At 56.4% G+C, this 20,786-nt stretch carries 9 protein-coding genes; all 9 read right to left on the reverse strand.

Features of this window, described 5'->3' with window-relative positions; all coding sequences use genetic code 11:
* Positions 1-20: 20 nt before the first annotated feature.
* Positions 21-1,886 (reverse strand): DNRLRE domain-containing protein, encoded by a 1,866-nt coding sequence (locus WKI47_RS03110; protein ID WP_340225732.1) that lies wholly within the window; start codon positions 1,884-1,886, stop codon positions 21-23.
* A 375-nt stretch (positions 1,887-2,261) separates the two neighbouring features.
* Positions 2,262-5,480 carry a hypothetical protein gene (locus tag WKI47_RS03115; protein ID WP_340225733.1) on the reverse strand — a complete coding sequence of 1,073 codons (3,219 nt, stop codon included), beginning with the start codon at positions 5,478-5,480 and terminating at the stop codon, positions 2,262-2,264.
* 3 nt (positions 5,481-5,483) lie between these two features.
* On the reverse strand, positions 5,484-6,740 hold the full coding sequence (locus WKI47_RS03120) for a TRAFAC clade GTPase domain-containing protein (protein ID WP_340225734.1): 1,257 nt from the start codon (positions 6,738-6,740) through the stop codon (positions 5,484-5,486).
* A gap of 341 nt (positions 6,741-7,081) precedes the next feature.
* Positions 7,082-7,756: a beta-mannanase gene (locus WKI47_RS03125; RefSeq protein WP_340225735.1), complete on the reverse strand. Its 675-nt coding sequence runs from the start codon at positions 7,754-7,756 to the stop codon at positions 7,082-7,084.
* A 364-nt stretch (positions 7,757-8,120) separates the two neighbouring features.
* On the reverse strand, positions 8,121-9,482 hold the full coding sequence (locus WKI47_RS03130) for an NAD(P)/FAD-dependent oxidoreductase (RefSeq protein WP_340225736.1): 1,362 nt from the start codon (positions 9,480-9,482) through the stop codon (positions 8,121-8,123).
* A gap of 178 nt (positions 9,483-9,660) precedes the next feature.
* On the reverse strand, positions 9,661-10,953 hold the full coding sequence (locus WKI47_RS03135; protein ID WP_340225737.1) for a vWA domain-containing protein: 1,293 nt from the start codon (positions 10,951-10,953) through the stop codon (positions 9,661-9,663).
* A gap of 630 nt (positions 10,954-11,583) precedes the next feature.
* A complete protein-coding gene (locus tag WKI47_RS03140) occupies positions 11,584-14,259 on the reverse strand; it encodes a transcription initiation factor TFIID (RefSeq protein WP_340225738.1) in 2,676 nt (891 codons plus the stop codon).
* A gap of 1 nt (position 14,260) precedes the next feature.
* Positions 14,261-17,650 carry a tubulin-like doman-containing protein gene (locus tag WKI47_RS03145; protein WP_340225739.1) on the reverse strand — a complete coding sequence of 1,130 codons (3,390 nt, stop codon included), beginning with the start codon at positions 17,648-17,650 and terminating at the stop codon, positions 14,261-14,263.
* 966 nt (positions 17,651-18,616) lie between these two features.
* Positions 18,617-20,425, reverse strand: a complete 1,809-nt coding sequence (locus WKI47_RS03150; RefSeq protein WP_340225740.1) for a vWA domain-containing protein — start codon at positions 20,423-20,425, stop codon at positions 18,617-18,619.
* Positions 20,426-20,786: the final 361 nt, after the last annotated feature.

Here is a 20,786-nt window from a genome sequence, read left to right on the forward strand (position 1 = left end):
GATTCTCTATGTTTGTTGGCTTAAGAGCCGGGCACGTATTGTCTTTGGATCAGGTTGCCGTTGGTATCGTACGTGAAATTGATGCGCTCGCCCGACGAGAACAGGATGTACTGCAACCGGCTCTGGTCGTCGTAAAAGTACTGGAACTGCATCGGCGTGCCGGCCGCGCTAAGCGTGCTGACCGTATCGCCGCCGTGGCGGATATGAAGCTGCGGCGCTTCCGCGAATGACGTCGGCTCGCTGCCGCTGTCGATTTGCAGGCCGTAGTTCGGCTGTTCGTCGGTCAACCAGCGGGTGATCAGGTCGGGATCGAGATCGATCCGCTGCGTGCCGTCCGCTTCATTGCGCAGTTTGCCGTAGCTGGCTCCGTCGGCGCGCAGCGCCGTTCTCGGTTCGTCATCGGACGCAAGCGTCGCCTCGTTCCACGGCTCTACCGCCCGAAGCACGCGCAGCGTGTCGGGATCGCCGCCCGATTCGCCCGCATCCGTGGTCAGATAAGCTTCGCGAACAGCGGCGTTTTCAGGCAAGCCGGACAGATCGTATTGCAGATAAGTGCGGGTTTCCGGTTGTTTCGGAGCGGAACGCGCGAACGCGCTTACGGCGTTCGAAACGCCTGCTTCTTCGTCCGTGATCGTCGCTTTCTGCACGTTCGTTTGCAGTTCGATACCGGTATGCACCGCGATCGGGTACGACAAACCGCTTGGATCGAGATCCAGATCGAGGTAACGAACGCCGGCCGTTTCTTTCAGCGTCCGGGCGACTTCGCGGCGCTGCCCGTCCGCGTCGGTCAACCAAGCCGGAGACAACGTCAGGCCGCCGCCGGTCAGATTTTCGTCAAGCGTTCCTTCCACGGCAAAACGGAATGTCGAAGGCGCGTCGGCCGAATTCAGGTTCAACGTCTGTGAGATGCCGGAAGAGGTCAGCGCGAGAGTCGCGTCGGTAGCCGTCCAGACGTCCGCGTAGCCCAGTTGACCGATCGCCGCCTGCGAGACATCGGCTTGCGACTCTTGTGCGCCGACCGGAACGAGGGTGATCGTATTGCCGTCCGTGCCGAGAGAAAAGCCTTGCGCATAAGCATTATGTAGGCTCGGCGTGTAGGGAACGGTCGAAGACGTGTACTGCGGAGCGGCGTCGGAAGCGGCGGGAGCGGGTCCTTCGTCAAGCGGCGTCTCTGCTTCCTCCTGCTCGGTCGGCGTTTCGGAAACGGACTCGCCGGAAGCCGGAACTTGTTCGGCAGGCGTCGGTGATTCGGTCGTCGGGGTATCCGGGTTTTCGGTGATCGGTGCGTCCGGTGAAGGAGCAGGCTGCGAAGGCTCCTCGTTCGAAGGCTCGGACTTTACCGAAGCGGCAACGGATCGGTTGGCGGATGAACCGACTTGAGACGGTGTCGCGGACGTGATCGAGCTTACGGAAACCGAAGAAGGCGTGTCTTGAGCTTCGGAGTCGGCTGGAATCGGATCGGAAGATTCGGGCGAAGGTTCGGCGGCAGGGTCGGGTTGAACTTCCGGTTCTGCTGCCGAGGGACTGTCTACCGGTTTCTCATTCGCTTGCTGCGGTGGCGAAGCCTGAAGCGTCAGTGCCAGAAGAATATCCTGGTAATCCCCGTTGCCGTCTTCGTAATGCAGCGGAGCGGCCGATAGCACCGTTTCGCGGCTGTTGTCGCTAAGCAGATACTCTTTGCTGTACAGCGTACGGCTTGCGAGTTCTTCGCTGACGACTTTGACAGGCGCTTCGACGAATTCGGCGGCTGCCTTTTCGTTTTGAAGCTGCTTTTCGTCCGGAGCTTCCGCCGGTTCCGGATCGGCTAGAGCCGAATGAGGCACGGCTTGGGCGCCTAGCGAGGACACCAGCAAGGTAGACAGAAGCCATTTTGTTTTTGCGCGCATTTGCGAGATTCCTCCAATTCTGATGAGCAGTGACTGCGTGGTTCAAGCAACAAACTGACCTTTACGACTGGTTCGTATATCCCGGATAAAGGAAAAATATAAATCGAAAGCCTATGTTTCAAATTATTTATCCGGTGAAACAAAAGGTAAATAAACATCTTTATCCATCCTCAAACCTAATGATCTCTTTTTATTTTCTTTTTAATAATAAAATTACCATTTCATTTCGTAGATAAAGTAACCGAAAGTCCTGCTATTTGTCACTTAAAAAGACTAAGTTAGCACTTTTCCGAAAATAATCAACTAAATTTTTACATCAAAAAAAGCCTCTACGAACACAGCTTTAAGCTGAATTCATAGAGGCCAATTTATAAGTTATTGCGACGCGGTATCGTTTCTGATCTCGTAACTTTCATCGTCCAGCGTTACTCGTTCCACCGGAGAATCCAGCGCAGGGACTATGCGATACACTGCTTTGTATACGTACTCCGCAGGATCGGCCGATTGGTAAGCGGCCGCCGCTTCATCCGCTGCCGAAGTATCGGTACCGGTGCTTGGCGTGCCGTCGGTCGTCGCCGGGTCGGAAGAAGCGGCGTCGTCGGTCGGGCTATCGCCGTCGGTTCCGCTGTTCGGATCGGCAACTCCGGGATCAGTGCTTCCGTCCGTATCCGTCGTCCCCTGATCGCCCGCATTTGTAGCGCCGGCGGTATCAGGATCGGTAACTGCGTTGGGATCGGCCGCGGAATCGGTGCCCGAAGCCGACGTGTCGCTGCCGCTCACGGCGCTGTCGTCCGTCGAAGTCGCAGCTCCGCTATCGCTGCCGGTCGGCGTATCGCCGCTCCCGTTGTCCGCGGACGCGCCGGGCGTACTTTCGGTTCCGGCCGCGCCTTCGATCGGCTCGGGGTCGGAGCCTTGCTCAAAACGCGGATTATCGTACTTCGCGGAATTACCGTCCGCCAACTCCAACGTCAGCGTATGCGATTCGCTTATAAAAGCATTCCGTTCTTCGACGGTACGAAATCCGAATTCGACCGCAAGTCCGTCCGAAGGAGCGAATACGAGAAACTCCGGCCCTCCGCTCTCGCCCGGTACCGTTTCCCCGGTCGTTCCCGGCGTTTCGGTTCCGTTCTCGCCGGAAGGGTCGGTCGCCGGATTTTCCGGCGTCTGGGCGACCTGTTGCTGCCCGCCCAATACCCCGGTTCCGTAGAGGATGCCGACCGTGGCTCCGCCGACGATCAGAAGAGCCAATACGCCCATAATCATCAGCGTCAAGCCGCGATTTTTGCGCATCCAACGTACCAGCGACGAAGCCTGCTGGGACTGCACTTTGCGGTATACCGACGCCAACGGCGCGGGAGCGATATCGAAATAATCGCGGCGGTTGTTTTTGTCGCGGAACGCTTCTTTGTCATGCGTCGCGAAATACAGCAGAATCGCTTTTTCGTAATCCGGGTCGAGCTTGCGCCCTTGCACGTAAGGTTCCTGCGTAGCCGACCAGGCGAAGAAGCTGTATACGGATTCCCGGCCGCCCGCTTTGGTCGAGTTCATCCGCACCGCGTCGACAAGGCGGCGGTAATCCACGTCTTCGCCGCCTCCGCTCAAACTGCGCGAAAAAGCGGGTAGCAAACGGCTGTAACGTCCGGCCGCGATCTCGGAAGGCAGCAGGCGTCGGCCGAGCTTTTGCACTTCGTCCATCTCGCGCATCGCCAAGCTTTCGAGCAGGCTTGCGTCCGGGCGGTCCAGCGTGAACCACAGGTACGCGGCGCGCAGCGCGGCATACCGTTCGGTTCCGCGCGGACCGCGCGTTTTTTTCCGGCGATCGTCTTCGCTCTCGCCTTCGAACAAGAAGCCGAGTCCCGTAACCTGCTGCAACGTGACTTTTTCCCATTCCCATTCGTCCAGCAGATATTGGATCGCTTCGTCGGCGAGCGCGACGCATAACGGATGCTTCATCAATTCTTCGCCGGTGCCGTCCATCAGGCCCGCTGTCGGATTGCCGTCCCCGCGCAGCGTCTCCACCACGCCGCGCACGGCCGATACCGGTTCGCCGGAGCGGCGCAGCTTGGTGCCGAGCACCCGGAGCGATACGTCGCAAAAATGCTCGTTATTGAGCAACCCCGGATGGTCGTCGGACCATTTTTGCACGAGCCGCACCACTTCAGCCGCGTTGCCCGCCGCTTCCATTTTCCGGTCCAGATACGGTTCGAACAACAGTTTGGACAATTGGCGGTTGCCGATCAGCGTCGAGAAGAACGTGTCCGCAAGCTCCGGATCGCTTTCGATGACCGCGTAGTAGGCCAGTTCCCCGTCTTTGCGTTTCTGGCGGGTCACCATCGGCATCAGCGTCAGCAGATAACGCAGCACAAGCGCTCCCGCCCCTTTGCCGCCCACCCGGAAATACGCCACGATATCGCGCAGCCGATCCGGTTCGGGAATGCGTCCGGCCATCAGGTCTTGCAGTTCGCGGTCGAACCGCCCGCCGAGCAGATCTAGCATCCGGGCTTTGAGACGCGAATCGCCCGGACGTCCCGCCCAATCCAACAGCGATCTCAAAATGCCCCGGCGGTCGGCTTCGTAGATTTCTTCGTCGCCTTCTTCGATCCGGAACAAACGCGACATCTCCAGATAACGCTCGGGATTCAGCTCGTCCGGCGTGCTGCCCAGCGCTTCGTCGGCAAAAGCATAAAACCGTTCCAACCGCTGGGGATCGCGCAGTTCGTCCAGCAGAAAATCCGCCAACTCCTGCAAATTCCCGCCTTCGGCCGCGTTTACGATCCGGTTGCGCGAGAAATCGAACAGAAAATCTTTTTCGATATTCCGGTCGCCCGGACGCATCGAGCCTTGTTCGACGAATGTCAGATGCACGCCTTTGCGGCTGTGCGGTTCGCGCGAATACGTCACGAATCCGAGACGACGGCGGAATTGCGGCGGCAGCGCCGCGTACAGCACTTCGAGCAGCCGCAGCGCGCGGTCGTTCAACTCGGCCACGGGCGCATCCAGCGTGACGTACACTTTGCGGCGACCGTTGATCGATTCCATCAGCGCCAGAAGCAGACGTTTGAACGCGGCGCCGTCCAGACCCAGTTCCGCAAGCTTATCCGGCCCGGTCTTCGGCTGCGGCAACGATAGTCGCATCGGCAGTTCGTCCAACTCCGGCAGCACGGTATCGCGCGGTTCGTCGTCGGCCGATTCGGTTGCTTCCGACGCGTAATCCGCATATAGGAAATTCATGTACGCCGACGTCAACGCATCGCCTTTTTCGGCCGGGATCACATAGTTATGGGTAAAAAAGGTGCTGCGCAGTCCCGCGAAGTCGACCGACTTGTACAGACTGCGTCCCAGCACAATATCGCCGTTTTCCAGTTGCACCAGATGCACCGCGTCCGGGTAAGCCGCTTCTTCTTTGACGCCGGAAGCGGTCAATTCGGCCGGAGCGTCGTACGCGCAGAGAGGGTGCAGCGTTTTTTTCACGAACGCGTCGTCCAGCCCCGGCGAGCGCGCGATCGTGTCGTAGCCTTCGGTATCCCGGAAAATGCCGCTGCGCGCTCTCGTGTACATCTGCTGGCCGATTTTTTTGGAGGAGAAAGGACTCACGGTTTATTCTCTCCCCTCGATATATTTGAGCTTGTGCAGCAGCCAGATAAACGGTTCGTCGACCCGGATCGGGCTGACGACGCCTTGAATCTTCTGGTCGACCGGATTGCTGCCCAGAGCCGATACCGCGAAATAGCCGGTCTCGTTGAAGTAGACGTCCATCGTGCCTTTGAACGGACGGTCGACCTTTTCGATAAAGCGCCGCACTTCGCCGTCGATATTCGAAAACTCGGTCAGGTCGAAGTAATCGTGGTGCTCCATATTGTTGAAAACGTTGCTGTTCGGACGAATATAATCCCCGTCTTCGTCGGCCAACGACCGCAGCATATCGCTTTTGGTCAGCACGACCGCCGTCGGAATATCCGTTTTGCCTTTTTCCTGATGGGAGATAAAATCGCTGAACATGGTCAACACCACGTCGCGCGGTTCGTCGTAGCGGTTCGTCCATTCGCCCGGCTTGTCGCCCAGCATGATGCGAATCCGCTCGCGGATCGAACGGATCTGGAGCGGATCGACCATGAACAAGATGCCCGCGGAGTTGCGAATATGGCGTCCATGCAGGTTCAGGTACTCTTCGTCCACCATGCCCTCGCCCGCCACGTCGAAAAACACGAGCGTGAGCGGCGGCTTTTTCTCGTCTTTGAACACGAATTGGAAAATGAACGGTTCCTGCATCCGCTCTTTTTGCGTAGACGCGAGCAGATCGCCCCGTTCGAACAGCGGTTCTTCGTAGTTCATGCGGAATTTGCGGCTGATCTCCGCGTTGAGCGGCATGCAGGCGGCGTCGAACCGGTCGGCCGTCGTCTGCTGAAGCGTATGGATCAGCGACGTCATGTAGACGGACTTGCCGACCTGCGACGCGCCGACGATCGAGATGATATTGCTCGGCACTTTGCCCGCGGTGACGGGAAGCTCGTTATGGCAATGCGGGCACAGCCGTCTGCGCGTCGTCTCGCCGTAACGGTCTGTCAGCGCGGTCAGCACGTTGTCCGTGTATGTACGATGTTCCGGCAAAATGTCCTGCGGATTCAGGATCGCTTCCATATCGTAAACCGTGTCCAATCCGAAACGCTCCCGGTACCGGTTGAGCGGAGCGTCTTCGCGCAGCGCGAAATCTTCGTCGTCCTCGCGGTGATGCGAAGCGCGGAACACGACTTCCTCCGGCGAAAACTTGCTGAAGCAATACGGGCAAACGATATCGTAAAACAGCGGCCTCGGTTCTTCCTGAGACTTTCTTTTGAATAGGTTGAAAAAGCTCATTCCCTTTTTCCTCCTTGCTGGATAGATGGATAACCATAAATATTTTAGCTTTTGTGAGATGACGTGCATGATCCGGCTTTTGAAATTCGGTAAATGTTGCAAATATCCCATATTCGATCACGTCGCAGGAAAAAAGGAACGAAAATGTTGCGAACATCCCACGATTCGACCCGAATCATCGGATTTACGTTGAATACAAGCGAAAATGATGGACTATCGCAACATTTTTCGCCTTTCCGACGAAAAAGCCGTTCAAATCATGGATGCTCGCAACATTCGTTGTCGTTCTCCTACTCTACCCGAACGAAGGCAAGCGGATCGACCGCCGATGGCGTAGCCGGTCATTCCGGCAGCAGCTCGTACAGCTGCCCGTACTTCTTCCCGTCCGTAAAAAACACCCGGACGTAATCATTTTTTCCGACCTCGATCTCCGGCAATCCTGTGCGGCCCGCCGGAAAAGGCGCCGCGAACGGATACATCGTCCCGTCCTGAGGGCCGTTCGGATGCGCGCCGCTTTTTTTCACGTAACACAACACGTCTTCTCCGAGCGGCACTTCGCAGGAAATCTCGATCCGCACCGTTTTGAACGCGCGGAACAAAGGCTTTTTCTCCCGGACCGCGTACCGTATCTTGGCGCGTCCCGCGGGCGTCTCCACGATATTCGATCCGTCGGGCTGGCGAATCAGCACCGGATCGCCGGAACCGGGCAGCGCCGCGTACACCATGTACGCATAGCGCCCGATCCCGTCCAGACGATCCCGATACCCGCCGGCCGATTTATATTCTTCGCGCGTGTACAGCTTCAACCCCGAAGCGTCGAAGCCGCCGTCCGGTCCGAACGTCACGGACTCGGCATCCGATGTGACGTCGTGCTGCGCGTCCAGCGCGCGCCGGCCGACGTAGACGAGGTCGGTACCGGACGGCCACTGCCATTGCAGGGTGCAGACGTCGCCGTTCACCCGGCGGGTCAGTTCGCGAATGACCGGCGAATCCGGTCCCGCTTCGATAAACCGCATCGCGGATATCCCCTTTCGTTCAATCGTTCGTCAAGCGTCATAACTTCCTTCATTATAACACAGCAAGGTTCGTCATTCCCCCGCCCGAAGACCAGGCAGAGCTTGGAAGTTGCAAGCCTCAAAAGTCAAATACGGCAAAAAGGCAACCGACGTTCCATTGGATAATCGGCTGCCTGCAAATTGCGGTTGTTCAAGCTGAAGTTGTTCAAAAATCCCAAGAGACGTGCGGCTATTTCGGTTATGGATATCCATCTAAAGCTTATACAGCATCCGGTAAGCAATAGGTAAAGTTTGAAATCCCGAACTTTTTTTTGTTTTTTTGTTTTAGTCTTGACCTTTTGGCTTGGGATGTCTTCTTTTCAACCTACTCGGATTGTCCTTGACGCAATAATCCCGCAATGGTCGACTCGAACGAAGGGAACGCGTACACCAAACGGTCTGCCTGTTCGGCAGTCAGTTTTAGCGTGATGATCGGCGTCAGCGCATTGACGATATCCAACGCTTCACGGCTGTAAGCCGAAGCCCCGACCAGAAACCCTTCCTTATCGTAAACCAGCGTCAGATGCGCATCCGTATCTCCCCGGCCCGCGAAGTCCCACTGTTTGCCGAGTTCGACCGGTTTCACCTTGTAGCCTTCCGCGTTCTTCGCTTCTTCCGGCGATACGCCGATTTGCGCGATGCGCGGCAGCGTGAACGCGATCGTGGCGATTGGCGGATAATCGATCGGAGCGTCGGTCAAGCCGGACAGCAGCGCCCCCAGATATTTGGCTTCGAAAACGGAAGTCGGCGTCAATCGCGGCTGCTTTTTGTCCAACACGTCACCGCTTGCGTAAATATGCGGCTGGGACGTGCGCAGATACTCGTCGACGACGATGCCTTTTTCCGTATATTCCACGCCCGCTGCTTCCAAGCCGATGCCGTCCGTATTCGGGATGCGGCCGGTAGCGTTAATAACCAGATCAGTCTTCAGCGACAATCCTTTTTGCGTAAACAGCACCGATTCTTCGCCCTGCTGTTCCAGACGTACCGCTTGATCTTCGAAATGGAAAACGACGCCGTCGCTTTTCATCTTCTCGATCAAGGCGTCGGCATACGGTTGATGGAATCCTGACAACACATGATCCGAATTTTGCACGACTTCGACCTGCGAACCGGCTTTTGACGCGATCGACGCGATTTCCATCGCCACGTAGCCCGCCCCGATCAACACGATGCGCTTAGGCAGCTCCGGCAAATACAGGAAATCGTCGCTCGTTTTCAGCAGCTCGCGGCCCGGAATATCCGGCAGCATCGGGCGCTGTCCGGCCGCAACGACGAAAGTTTCCGCCGTATAGCGTTCGCCGTTCACGACGACCGTGCGTGCATCTTCGAACTTCGCTTCGCCGTGCACGATCGTGACGCCCGCGTCGCTAAGCATTTTGCCCAGAAAATCCGGCAGCGGATCGAGAATGGAATTTTTGTGATCCATCAGCTTCGACCAGTCCAACGAGAACGAGCTTTCCAGTCCTTTTCCTCCATAAAGCTGTGCGTCTTCGACCGTTTTGATCGGGCTGTCCAAAATAATTTTCGGATTGCAGCCGTAACTGGTGCAGACGCCCGCGATTTTATGGCGTTCGACAATAGCGACCTTTTTTCCGGCTTTGGTCAAAGGCAGTGCGGCGTTCCAAGCGGCTTGGCCGCTACCGATAAACAAAACGTCAAAAGCGTGTGCGTTAGATTGAGTCATCAGATTCTTCCTCTCCGATCCGGGTTGGGTGTAGGATATTGCCATATAGTCGATAGCATACTATTCAATTACTCGCAATATCTTTACCCGTCCCTTGAATCGGCTAAGCGGAGCTTGAACGAAGTCCGCGAATCCGCCGAATATCGACCCCGAGCCGAATTCGCTTGAACCTCTTCCGTTAAAAACCGCTGCTGCGGTCGCCCGGACGATTGCCGAGACCCGCCGAAGGATTGGTCGTGCCGACGCCCGCGCCTCTTCGTCCCCGTTCTTTGCGTTGTTGTTCGCGGATCGGAATAATCAGCGTGAACAAAGCGATGATCGTCGCCAACGCCAGATCGGCAAGCAGTCTGACCGTCGAATCGCCCAGCGTGTCGCCTTGCAAACCGAATTCCAAAATCAACCCCGCCGCAAGACCCGCCACGGCTCCGCCGATCCCGAAACTTTTGGCCAGGAAACGGTTATCGAACATCACGCCGAGCGCGATACCGAGACCGGCTCCGATCAGCAGGATCAGTACGATATGCAAAATTTGCAGATACGTGCTTCCCGCAGGCGCGCCCGTGCGTTCGGTGAGCAGCGTGTGGTCGTCCAGGTTGCGGTAGATGTCTTGGAAAGCCAGGGAGATCTGGTCGGCGTTCGATACGTCGGTATAGGTGCCGCCTGTGCGTTCCGCAATATTTTGCAGCAAAAGGAAACCGTCTTCCGCTTCCACCACCAGCCCTTTTCCGAGTCCGATCGCATTGATCGGCACGCGTTGGCTCTGATACGAAGACAGGATATTATCCAAATTCACGTCGGCGATGCCATCCGATAGCAGAATTACCATAGCTCCGCTATTGGCGTTGCCTTTGTCGCGGATATGCTCCATCGTAGCGGTCAGCGCCTGATCGATATTGGTCGAAAATTCCGTTTCCTCGATCGCGTCGATTTTGGCATATACCTGCTGCTTCTCGCTGTCCGTCGCGACCGGAGTAAGCGGCTGGACAAGCTGCGGCACATCGTCGAAGGTAAACACGGCGACTCTTTTTTCCGCATCCATGCGCGCAATCAGCTCTTTGGCCGCGGTAAAGCGCTCGTTCTGCGGGTCCGTATCGATCATACTGCCCGAGTTGTCGATGACCAAGACGATATCGTTGATCTTTTTAACCCCGCCCAAGTCCAGCTCGTACACGAACTCGAACAATGATCCCAACAATAGAAAAGCCGCCAGCGTCACAGGTACGAGCATTTTCCAGGAAAAGCCCGAATACCGTTCTTTCCACGATCGTCCGTTCAGCTTCGGCGAGATCGTCTCCGCCACCATACAGCCCAGCCCGATGCACAAAGCCAATACGCCGAAATAAATCCCCACCAGCAAAATGCTGGACGTTTTTCCTTCAAAATGATTCAGCAGCCATTCCCCGATGCCGAAGCCGATCGCTCCGCCCACCAAAGCCAGCAGCAGAAGCAGCAGATTGATTTTTCGCTGCATCCTCACCACTCCCCTTTTCCCTCTTTGTGCTATTCGCAATCGAACTTCTACCCGAAGGCAAGAAGATCGATTCCGAATGGCGCAGCCACATTCTTTTCATTCACTTGACCGGCCAATGGCGCAGCCACAGTCTTTTAATTTTACTCTTCCAATCCGGCGTAGCCGCATCTCTTGAACTTCTCACTCTTCCAATCCGGCGCAGCCGCATCCTTTGAATTTCCACTTTTCCAATCCGGCTTAGCCGCATCCCTTGAACTTTTCACTCTTCCAATCCGCCGCCGCGACCTACCCGCACTCCAATCCCTTCCCTACACCTTGAATCCGAAAATAACTACATATCTCCATTTATTCTCATGCTAATCCTTCTTTTCTTCGCAAATACCTGCATATCTCCATTTATTTCGAGAATCTGAAGCGCCAACTCCCCCAATCGCCTCAAATAAATGGATATTTGCAGGTAACCCGTTCTCGTCTTCGCTCCGATCCGAATTAACTGGATATGTACAGCTATTTATCCCAACAAAACGAGAACGCGCGGACAGCTTTCCGACGGTGAAAAAGCTGCGCGCGCTCAACGTCCAATCCAACGAGATTTTATCGAAATCCATTCAAAAACCTATCAAACCCCCGTCAAATCTTCGGCAATTTCCCCGCGTCGATCGCGTGGAACAGATACCCCGCTTTTACATAAGCGTCGTAATACACGCGTCCGTTACGGTAATACATCAGGTCTTCGATATGGAAGCCGCCCATAAGGTTCAGCTTCTCCACGCCGTCGCTGCGGCGCTCGTGGACGTAGCCGACGCGGTAGATCCGCGACGTCTCTTCCTCGTTCAGCGCGTAACGCATAAACTCGCCGTTGCCGTCGCCGAAAAAATACTTTTCTTCGTGGCGATGCTCTTGCGTATAGTCGAACAGTCGCAGCGTGATCGCCGCCCGTTCTTCCAGCTTGCGGTACAGGATACGGAACAGATCTTCTTTCGTCATCGTCTCGCGATTCTCGTACTCGACGGCCACGTTGGCCCGGCGCAGCAGTTCCTGCTCGTACGTCTGCACGAGCGGCTCCGCGCCCAAAATCTCGCGCACGCACAACTCTTGCAGCCGCTGAAGCAGGCGCCGTTCCCCGGCGTGCATCGCCGGAAGTCCGGCTTCGCTGATGCCGGACAAGATGCCCCGGCCGTAGCCCGGCGTCGGGACGCCCGACGCTTCCGCCTTGCCCGCTCCGCCGCCATTCGGCGTGCCGGAACCGTAGGCTCCTCCGGCCGAACCTTCCGCGCCGGAACCGCTTCCGGCCGCCCCGGCGTAACTTCCGCTGCCTGCGCCACCAGCCGCGCCCGCTACGCCGTTCCCGTAAGCGTCCTCCGGACGCTCCGACACCAGCGCGGCCAGATCCCCGAGCCTGCGTTCCTCGAAATAATAATCGCGCCCGCGCCGGTCTTCGGCGTCGCGCATGACCGCGTCGACGACGCGTTCATAATACGGCATCAGGTTCTGCCCGATATAATCGTCCGCGCTCCGCGCGCTGTAATCCGCGGCGCGGCGCAGCCGCTCCTCCAACTGCTCCACGCGGCGGATCGTCGCTTTGTACTGGCCGTGCAGCTCGGCCAGCGCGTCTTCGTACCGCCGATACAGCTCGATCTCCATATCGAGCCGCAAGATACGCAGTTTCAAGCCGTAGACCTGCTCGAAAAAATACCGCACGAAATTGCGCACGTTTTGGCTGTCGCGCAGCAGCGCTTTTTTGAACGGCTGGTCTTCGACGATGCCGCCGTACAGACTGTCCAATTCCTCCCGCGCTCCTTCGCGCTCCAGCATCGCTTCGCGCATCCGCTCCAGCAGCGCCGACGGCGCCGCGTTCGCGGATTCCGACGGATCGCTCCAGGCCGCGATCCGGTACAGCCAGTGCCGCGAGTCTTCCGCCGCGGCCCGCGAAGCATACTCGCGCAGCCCGCGCCCGATATCGGCTTCGCCCAGATAGCGCTGCGCTTCCGCTTCGAAGTTGCCGCGGAAAAAACTTTCCGCGGCTTTCCCGAACAGCGTCTCTTCCGCTTCCGCCAGCGACATCCGCCGAATCGACGAATACGGGACGGACGAACTCATGATGCCGTTCATGTCCTCCAAACGGCCTTCGTCCGGCGCCAGGCGCTCGGCCCGCCCCCGCATATGCGGACGATCCAGTTCCAGCCGCGCCAATTGCTCGGCGGCCGGCATCTCGGGGATCTCCCGCATGCGGCGGTTCAATCCGCGCGCGAACTGATACAGCACCGCCAGCGCGATCGAGCGGTCCGGACGCGTGACCCGCGCGAACCCGCCGGAAGCCAAGCCCCGGCGCCCCGACTCGCTGGACAGTCCGCTTTTGAACGCGGAATTGTTGTACTGCCCGGCACCCGTTTTGAGTCCTTCCAGCGGTTGCTCGTCCGCAGACCCTGCCGCTCCGGCGATCGAAGCGGCCGTTCCCGCGTCCCGGCGGCGGTTTTTGAGCAGATGCGCGTGGCAAATAATCTCGTACGCCCCGCGCAGGCCGCCCGGCGCGGCGATGCCCCGTTCGTTTTTGTCGGACAGGATATAGACCAGATCGAACAGCGGCGAAGGCGCGTGGTTCACGTCGATCTTCAACCGGTTTTCCGTCACCTGCAAAGGCGCGGAAAACGCATACTCCGGCCGCTGCATCAGATCCAGCTCCCGCAGGAACGAGACGCCGACCGAGCTGGAATACCCGAATGAATCCGATTGCTCCTGATCGCTGACGAGCACGTACAGATCGGTCTGCACCGATTTGAACGATTGCCCGAACACCGCTCCCGCCAGCAGCGAAATCTCCGGCGTCAACACGTTCATTACGTCGTCCGCATGCACGACCACCGACAGATGCAGACGGTCGAACGACGCGAATAACCGCCCGCTTTCCGACAACATCCGGCTGGACCGGCGCAGGTCGCGGTTCAGCTCGTACAGATGGTCGGCTTGCGAATTGACGAACGCCCGGTGCGTATCGCGCCGCAGCGTATTTTCTTCCGCGCCGTGCGAACCGAAAGCCTCCCAGCGAAAACGCACGGCTTGCCGGTGGCGATCCAAAGCATCTTCCGGCAGCCTTTGCGTCGCGATATGGAAATACGCAATCCCCGCGGCGTTGTCGTATTTGTGCGCATTCAGTTCCGTCAGCGATACAGCCGCCTCGGCCGCGCGGTCCCCGATAAACAGGAAAGCGGCCGGATAATGCAGGCCGCTTCGTCCTTCCGCGAAGCCGGGCAGTTCTTCTTCCCTTGCCGCGTACGCGGCGGCGAATTGCTCCAACAGCTCGTTCATGTTATCTCAACCTTTTGCGCAGCTCGTTCAGCTTGGCAGCCGTTTCCTGATAGAAGCGGTACGCTTCTTCGCCGTTGACCAGCTCCATGCGCTCGTATTCGAGCTGTTGACGTGCTTCGATAAACGTCGTGTAAAGCTCGTCCAGCTTGCCGACCAGCAGCGACACGTCTTCCGAAGCCGTCAGCTCGTTCGAGCGGCGGGACGCTTTGCGCAGCAGCGTCTGACGCTCGCGGTCGCCCAACGCGCGGAACACGTTGTAGATTTCGAAATGCGGATAGCTGCGGCTTTTCATCAGATTGACGAACGGTTCCCAGCTTTCCTCGTCTTCTTCGCGGTCATACACGTACAACGCGCCTTTTTTGACGATCGTCTCGGTGTACAGCGCTTCGATATACTGATCCAGCAGTTGCTCCTCCCCGGCGTGCTGCGACAATAGCGATTCCAGCTCGGCGATCTTCGCCTGAATCTGCTCGTACTTCGCCAGTTCTTCGCGCACGCGGCGGATTTGCTCCGGCGAACGGATCAGGTTTTCTTTAGCCAATTCTTCATTGATGCTGCCGAAAATGTCTTTGGTCGATTCGCGGTCGATGCCTTCGGCCAACAGACGCTTCAATTCGGCATAGGCGCGCTTCACTTCGCCCAGGTTCGGCTTGGCGCTTTGCAACTGCATATCGAAACCGGACAGCGCGGCGAACAGATCGAAGGTTTTCGTCGTCACGACCGAGTAGCGGCTGCTCGTCGTTTGGTCGGCGTCTTTTTCGATAATGACTCCGAAGCTACGCGCCCGATCGAATTCGCTTCTGACGCGCGCGTTGTAGTCTTTGACCCGGCCGTTGTCGTACACGTCGCCCCACGACTGCTGCGGGATCGGCGACGGCAGATAAGTCCAGTTGTCGCGTTCCGATTGCACCAGGTGGCGGCCGACGCCTTCTTTGCCGAGAATGGTGCGTTCGTAATTTTCTTCATACACTTTGAGCGGCGTATAGACGAACAACGGCACCCCGTTACGCGTGTTGAGCCAGAAAATCCGGTTTTTGACGCGGCTTTCTTTGACGGTGAAGTTGGATTTGCCGATCGCGTTCTCCTGGTAGTTGCGGATACCTTTGAGAATGCCCGGCGCTTCCACAGGTACGGACACGAATCCCCACGAAGGGAAATGCAGATTGCCCGAGCTGTTGCTCAGATGGAACACCGGAATCGCTTCTTCGTCCAGTTTGCCCGCGATATTGCGCTCGACGAACTTCTCGATCGACTCGTCTTCGCCGAACTTCATGCGCAGGAAATCTTCCATCGACTGGGTGATCAGATCCCCGAATTTGCTGGTCAGGAAGTCCGAGATCGAACCGACGATATCGACTTCCTGCTCTTTGATCCAGCGGTCGGAGTGGTCGATCAGCTCTTGCGCGAAATCGCGGATCAGATCGTCGACGTCGCGTTTTTCCATGATGCTGCCTACGACTTTGGAAATGTCCGGCACGCTGACCACGTTCCAGTAGTACGTTTTGTTGCCTTTGTGGTCCATCTGCTCGTCGCCGCGCGTCAGAATCTCGCCGTTGCGTTCGAAAATCGAACTGAGCGCGTTCAAGATTTCGGTAAACACGCCGTAGATCCGGTTGTTTTCGCGATTGAGCAGTTCGTAGAAGTCCTCGTAGAACTCGATCATCTGCTCCGTGCGCTCAATATCGGCCCGCAGCCAGTATTCGTTCATTTTGGCTTCGATATAGGCGTTTTTCTTTTTGTCGCGGGAGATCAGAGCGCTTTTCGCGTCGCCGAGACGCTCGTTCGCCTGTTCTTCCGCTGCTTCGATATCGCGCGGAATACGCAGCAGCGACTCGCGCAGGTTCTCGATGTACGCTTGCAGCATTTTGAGCAGGGAGAAGCCTTTTTCCGTATAAATCAGGCGCGACACGTAGAACGGCCCTTGTTCGGGACTTAAGAACGCGCGGCGGATCTGTTCGGAAAAACGTTCCAGCATTTCGCCCGGAAGCTGCTTTTTCATCTTGATGTATTCTTCGCGCGCACGCGTCAGGAACGTCTGCTCCAACTCCGCGTCCATGCTCACGTTCTGCATTTTGACCACGTTGGCGTAGCTGAGGCGTTCGCTGTTCTGGTAGCCCGGAATCGGTTCCGGCACTCGGGATTCAAACGCTTTGAGCATGGAATCCGGGTCCAAAGCGATCTTTTGCGCGAAACGTTCGATCTCTTCCTGGTTCGGCGCGTGCTGGAACATTTTCTCCATCTTCTGGAACAGGCGGTACGCGAGATACGTCGTCATTTCCTCGATCGGCAGCACCGCGGACGACGCGCCGATGATGTTGTAATCGTAGTTGGCCGGGTATGCCTTCGTCATCTGCGCGATATTCGTGCGGATATTGCTGATATAGTCGTGGATCGCGAACTCTTCGCCGGAAGCTTTTTCTTCGCTCGCCATGAAGTTCGTGATATTTTCCGCCGTGACGTTCATGCAGTAATCGTACGCGTTTTCGAGCAGCTTGCCTTCGGTGTTGGTCGCGGAAATCAGATGGCACAGGTTAAAAGGCGGCAGCGGCGAGTTGACGGTCAGGATGCTGCCGTACTGCTGCTTGAATCGCTCGCTGCGCGCGTCGACGTTCATCCAGTAATCCAGCTCTTTGAGCGCGGCGTAGCCGTTTTTGCGGACGTATTCGCGCGTGTGCTCGCTGAGGCTTTTGTTCGACAGGTTGACGTCCGGCGTGAACAGGTAGCCCAGCATATTGAGACGGTCGACGCCGGCGGAACCGTGGTCGCGCTCGACCAACCCGCGGATGATGTACGAAATATCGAGGAACGAGCCGCTGCCCGTACCGCCCGACAGACCCGTCAGCAGGAAAACGGTAAGTTTTTTGTTGGTGCCGACCGATAGCGTTTTGATCTTTTTGTCGATCGCCTGCACCACCTGGTTGATCTTGGTGAACAGCAGCAGACGTCCCGCCTGGCGTACGCCGGCCGCGCCGTTCATGCCGTCGGTGATGCTCAGTTCCGGCGACAGCCATTCGGTGATGTACGGCTCCAAGATGCTGCGGTTTTGCAGCAGTCCGCCGATCTCGGCGTTGGCGAGCAGCACGAATTCGTTGATCGGGTCCAGCCCGATGCCTTTGTAGCGTTTGCCGCGATCCTGCTCGTTCGTCTCGAACGCGAGGAATTCGACGTTGGACGGTTTTTCCATTTTCTTTTTGGAAACCGGATCTTCCGGCAGTTTGAAGCGGCGATTGATCTGGTATTTGAGGCGCAGCAGCGCGTCGATGCCCGTACCGCCCAGACCGATGATAAGCATCGGGTTGTCGATAGTATCGACGCGGATTTTCTCGCTGACGATCCCGCCTCCGAGCGAGACGTCAAGTTGCTGGATATGTTCTCTTACGATCGGTTTCATGAAAAGCTCCTTTCGGGATACGGCTTTCGCCCTTGCTTGCAACGAAGGAAAGCCGGTTCGGGGTGTAGATGATATGAAGGGTGAAGAGTTGGAGTCGCGCGCTCAAGCACGCAGGCATGAAGGCGAAGCGCAACGGGCGACAAGCCGCGAACAGCAAAGCATAACAAGCGACAAGTGACCAACAACCAAGCCGATTAAGCCCGGTGACTCGCAAACGTGCGATAGGTTGCGTTGCTTATTATGCAACGTAGCCTATGAATTGAAGCCGTTTGACGAGCTTACGCTGCTTATTGTGCAACGTGGCACACCTCATTCGGTCTGCATCGAGCGTGTTGCCGGTTCTACGTTGCACAATAGGCAAGGTAGCTCGTATTTTTCACCTTTTGTTTCTTCTACGTTGCATTTTAGGCAATATCGCTGAAGACCAACACCGTCTCAAGACGGGGATGTTGATAAAAAAGCAACTTTTTAGGCAGAAAATCAGATTTTCACAGCAAAAGTGAGCAAAAGGTCAACATTTTCCGCTTTTTATCCGCCAAATCCCGATTTTCCGGCGAATTTGTTGACGGTAAATCAGCATTTACGGAAAACGGAGCGGGATGACGCGGAAATGTTGATGAAAAGTCAGCAATTTGTGCATTTAAGTGAGAAAAGAGTGAAGCAGGTCGTGACGGTAGCTTGGAGCCGAAGTCACGACTAGTCAAAATATTAAAAGCAAAAATTCAAAATCTTTTGCGTTCCGAAGTAGGCTTCCTTAATTCGGTTGGAATCGCTCGTTGGATAGAACACGAAGCCAGTTGAACCGTCTGGCTTCGTGTTCTTTCATCAAACTCGCTGAGGGATTTAAGGAAGCTCATAGCTTCATCAATTCGGTTGGAATCGCTCGTTGGATAGAGTTTGAAGCCAGTTGAACCGTCTGGCTTCAAACTCTTTCGTCAAACTCGCCAGTGGATTTGATGAAGCTCATTACACCAAATATTCCACCAGAATCGTTTTTCCGGCTTGCGCCATCGGGACCGTAATCCGATCCCCGCTTTTCAGCTCCAGTCCTTTGGACGTGTCGACGACGCGGCCGGATTTTTCGATCGGGACGCCTTCGGCGCTGCTTCGCAGCACGATGCGGTCTTCGGAGCCCGGGGTGAACACGATGTTTTCGGTGTCCTTCAACTCGGGAGCGAGTTGGAGAAGCTGATGCAGATTGAGACGGCCTTTGTACGTATTTAGTTTCTTATATTGCGGATAAGAGCGTTCGCCGGTGTTTTCGTCGCGGATCTCGATCACCATTTGACCGACGAAGCCTTTATTGGCTTTTTTGAGATATTTCATCACGAAGAACGCGATGACCGCCAGCAGGAGCAGACCGAGCACGCCCAGAATGACCGGAATCCAGGGGAACTTTTTCTCCGCATCAGTTCCGGCCCCGCCCGATACCGCACCGGATGCCGCGTCGATGCTGATCGGTGCGGATTCCCGATAGAAACTGTCGGCTTCGGCGCGAACAATCAAGGTATACTTGTGCGCTTCAGGCAGTTCATAGCTTCCGTCGAACTGCGTGCCCTTTAACGTCATGGGAACGCTCGTCTCCGTACCTGTATCTTCGTCCTTCACCACGAGCGAACCTTGCATGGTGGCGTACAGCTCGGGCGAATCCAGCTTCGTGCCGCCACTTGTCAGATAGGCAGAGACATCGACTTTATCGCCTTTGCCGTACGAAGAACCACTCAGCGGAGCCGTCGCCAATTCCAGATCGTAATTGAACACCAGGTTGATATCGATCTGGTCTTTGTCCGCGCCTTTGACGCTCAACGTCCAATCGCCTTCTTGCGGTTTGATCATTTTGAGCAGCGAATACGTTTTGGACGTGGACAAAGTGACCGCATCCGACGGAATTGTCACTTCGGCGCCGCTCGGGTCTTTCAATTTCAGCTCTACCTTTTGTGTTGAAGTAATCGACACGTTGGCTTCCAGGACGTTGGCGTTCGGCACGCTGATCTTCAAGTCCTGAAAATTGCCGTTGCCGGTCAGCGAACCGAGCGGAACGACATTCAGCTGCTGGTGGCTGGCGAAAATCTCACTCAAGATACCGGGCAGATCGTCGGCGGAGTCGGTCACGAACGATTTGCCGCTCGTGTCGGTCGCGATCTTCTCCAGTTCGGCCTGGTTCAGCTTGCCGTCCGCATTGAGTCCGATCGTATAGACCGGAATACCGGCGGCTTTCGCTTTTTGCACCGAATCGGCCAGTTCCTGTTGCGATTGTTCCAACGTTTTCGACTTGGTGCTATTGAGTTGGGTGTTGCCGTCGGCGAGCAGAACGATCATCGGTTCGCGGCCCGTTTGCGCGCTGCGTTGCAGCATGTTTACCGCTTCGGTGACGCCGACCGCCGTATCCGTATAAGCACCCCGACCCAACTGTCCGATAAACGTCTTTAGTTCTTCCTTATCAGACTGACTTTGAATTTCCAGTAACGCCTTCTCGCGCTGCACGACATCGGTGTAGGACACGATGCCGACGCGATCCCCCTGAACCGGCAGCATATCGATGAACAATCTCATCGCTTCGTTGCCTATTTTCTGCGGGTCGCTGGTTGCCATCGAGTTACTCGCATCCAGCACCAATACCGCATCGATCGGCGCGGAACCTGCCGAGCTTGCCGCTGTCCCAGCAGACGTCGCTCCCGAGGCCGCCGCAAGCCGCGATCCTGCCGGAAGTAATCCCGCCACCAGCAGCAGAGCCGCGAGCAGCGGGTAGATAAGCCTTCTTGTTTTTGGCACCATTTCGACAAAACCCCTTTGATTTATCTGTGATTCGTTATTCCCGATCAAATCTGTAACAAGCCCAACTGCCCGTAGCGTGCTGCTAAAGACGGACACCGACGAAACTATCATAGGCTTGTTTTCTGTGAAATTCCTTAATATTTCGTTAATAACTTCTGAAAAGGTTGTAACCTTCCTGCACGATCGTTGTTTTTAGGCGTTAAAAGTCCGTATTTCACATGTTGCACAAGGCCGCTTTTCCAGCTATCGTTAAGCAAGGAGACGTTGCCCAAATTATAACGTAAAACGTGTAGCGATTCACGAATCTATTCCAATTTGCACCAACGATTCGATATTTTTCTTTGGGACTTCCGAAATACGC

The sequence above is a fragment of the Saccharibacillus sacchari genome, from assembly GCF_037722395.1.
GTDB classification, from domain to species: domain Bacteria; phylum Bacillota; class Bacilli; order Paenibacillales; family Paenibacillaceae; genus Saccharibacillus; species Saccharibacillus sacchari_A.

Bases quoted from the DNA above. Each gene is read 5' to 3' on its own strand.
- WKI47_RS03110 (WP_340225732.1), bottom strand. From the start codon at position 1,886: ATGCGCGCAAAAACAAAATGGCTTCTGTCTACCTTGCTGGTGTCCTCG.
- WKI47_RS03120 (WP_340225734.1), bottom strand. From the start codon at position 6,740: ATGAGCTTTTTCAACCTATTCAAAAGAAAGTCTCAGGAAGAACCGAGG.
- WKI47_RS03125 (WP_340225735.1), bottom strand. From the start codon at position 7,756: ATGCGGTTTATCGAAGCGGGACCGGATTCGCCGGTCATTCGCGAACTG.
- WKI47_RS03130 (WP_340225736.1), bottom strand. From the start codon at position 9,482: ATGACTCAATCTAACGCACACGCTTTTGACGTTTTGTTTATCGGTAGC.
- WKI47_RS03135 (WP_340225737.1), bottom strand. From the start codon at position 10,953: ATGCAGCGAAAAATCAATCTGCTGCTTCTGCTGCTGGCTTTGGTGGGC.
- WKI47_RS03140 (WP_340225738.1), bottom strand. From the start codon at position 14,259: ATGAACGAGCTGTTGGAGCAATTCGCCGCCGCGTACGCGGCAAGGGAA.
- WKI47_RS03145 (WP_340225739.1), bottom strand. From the start codon at position 17,650: ATGAAACCGATCGTAAGAGAACATATCCAGCAACTTGACGTCTCGCTC.
- WKI47_RS03150 (WP_340225740.1), bottom strand. From the start codon at position 20,425: ATGGTGCCAAAAACAAGAAGGCTTATCTACCCGCTGCTCGCGGCTCTG.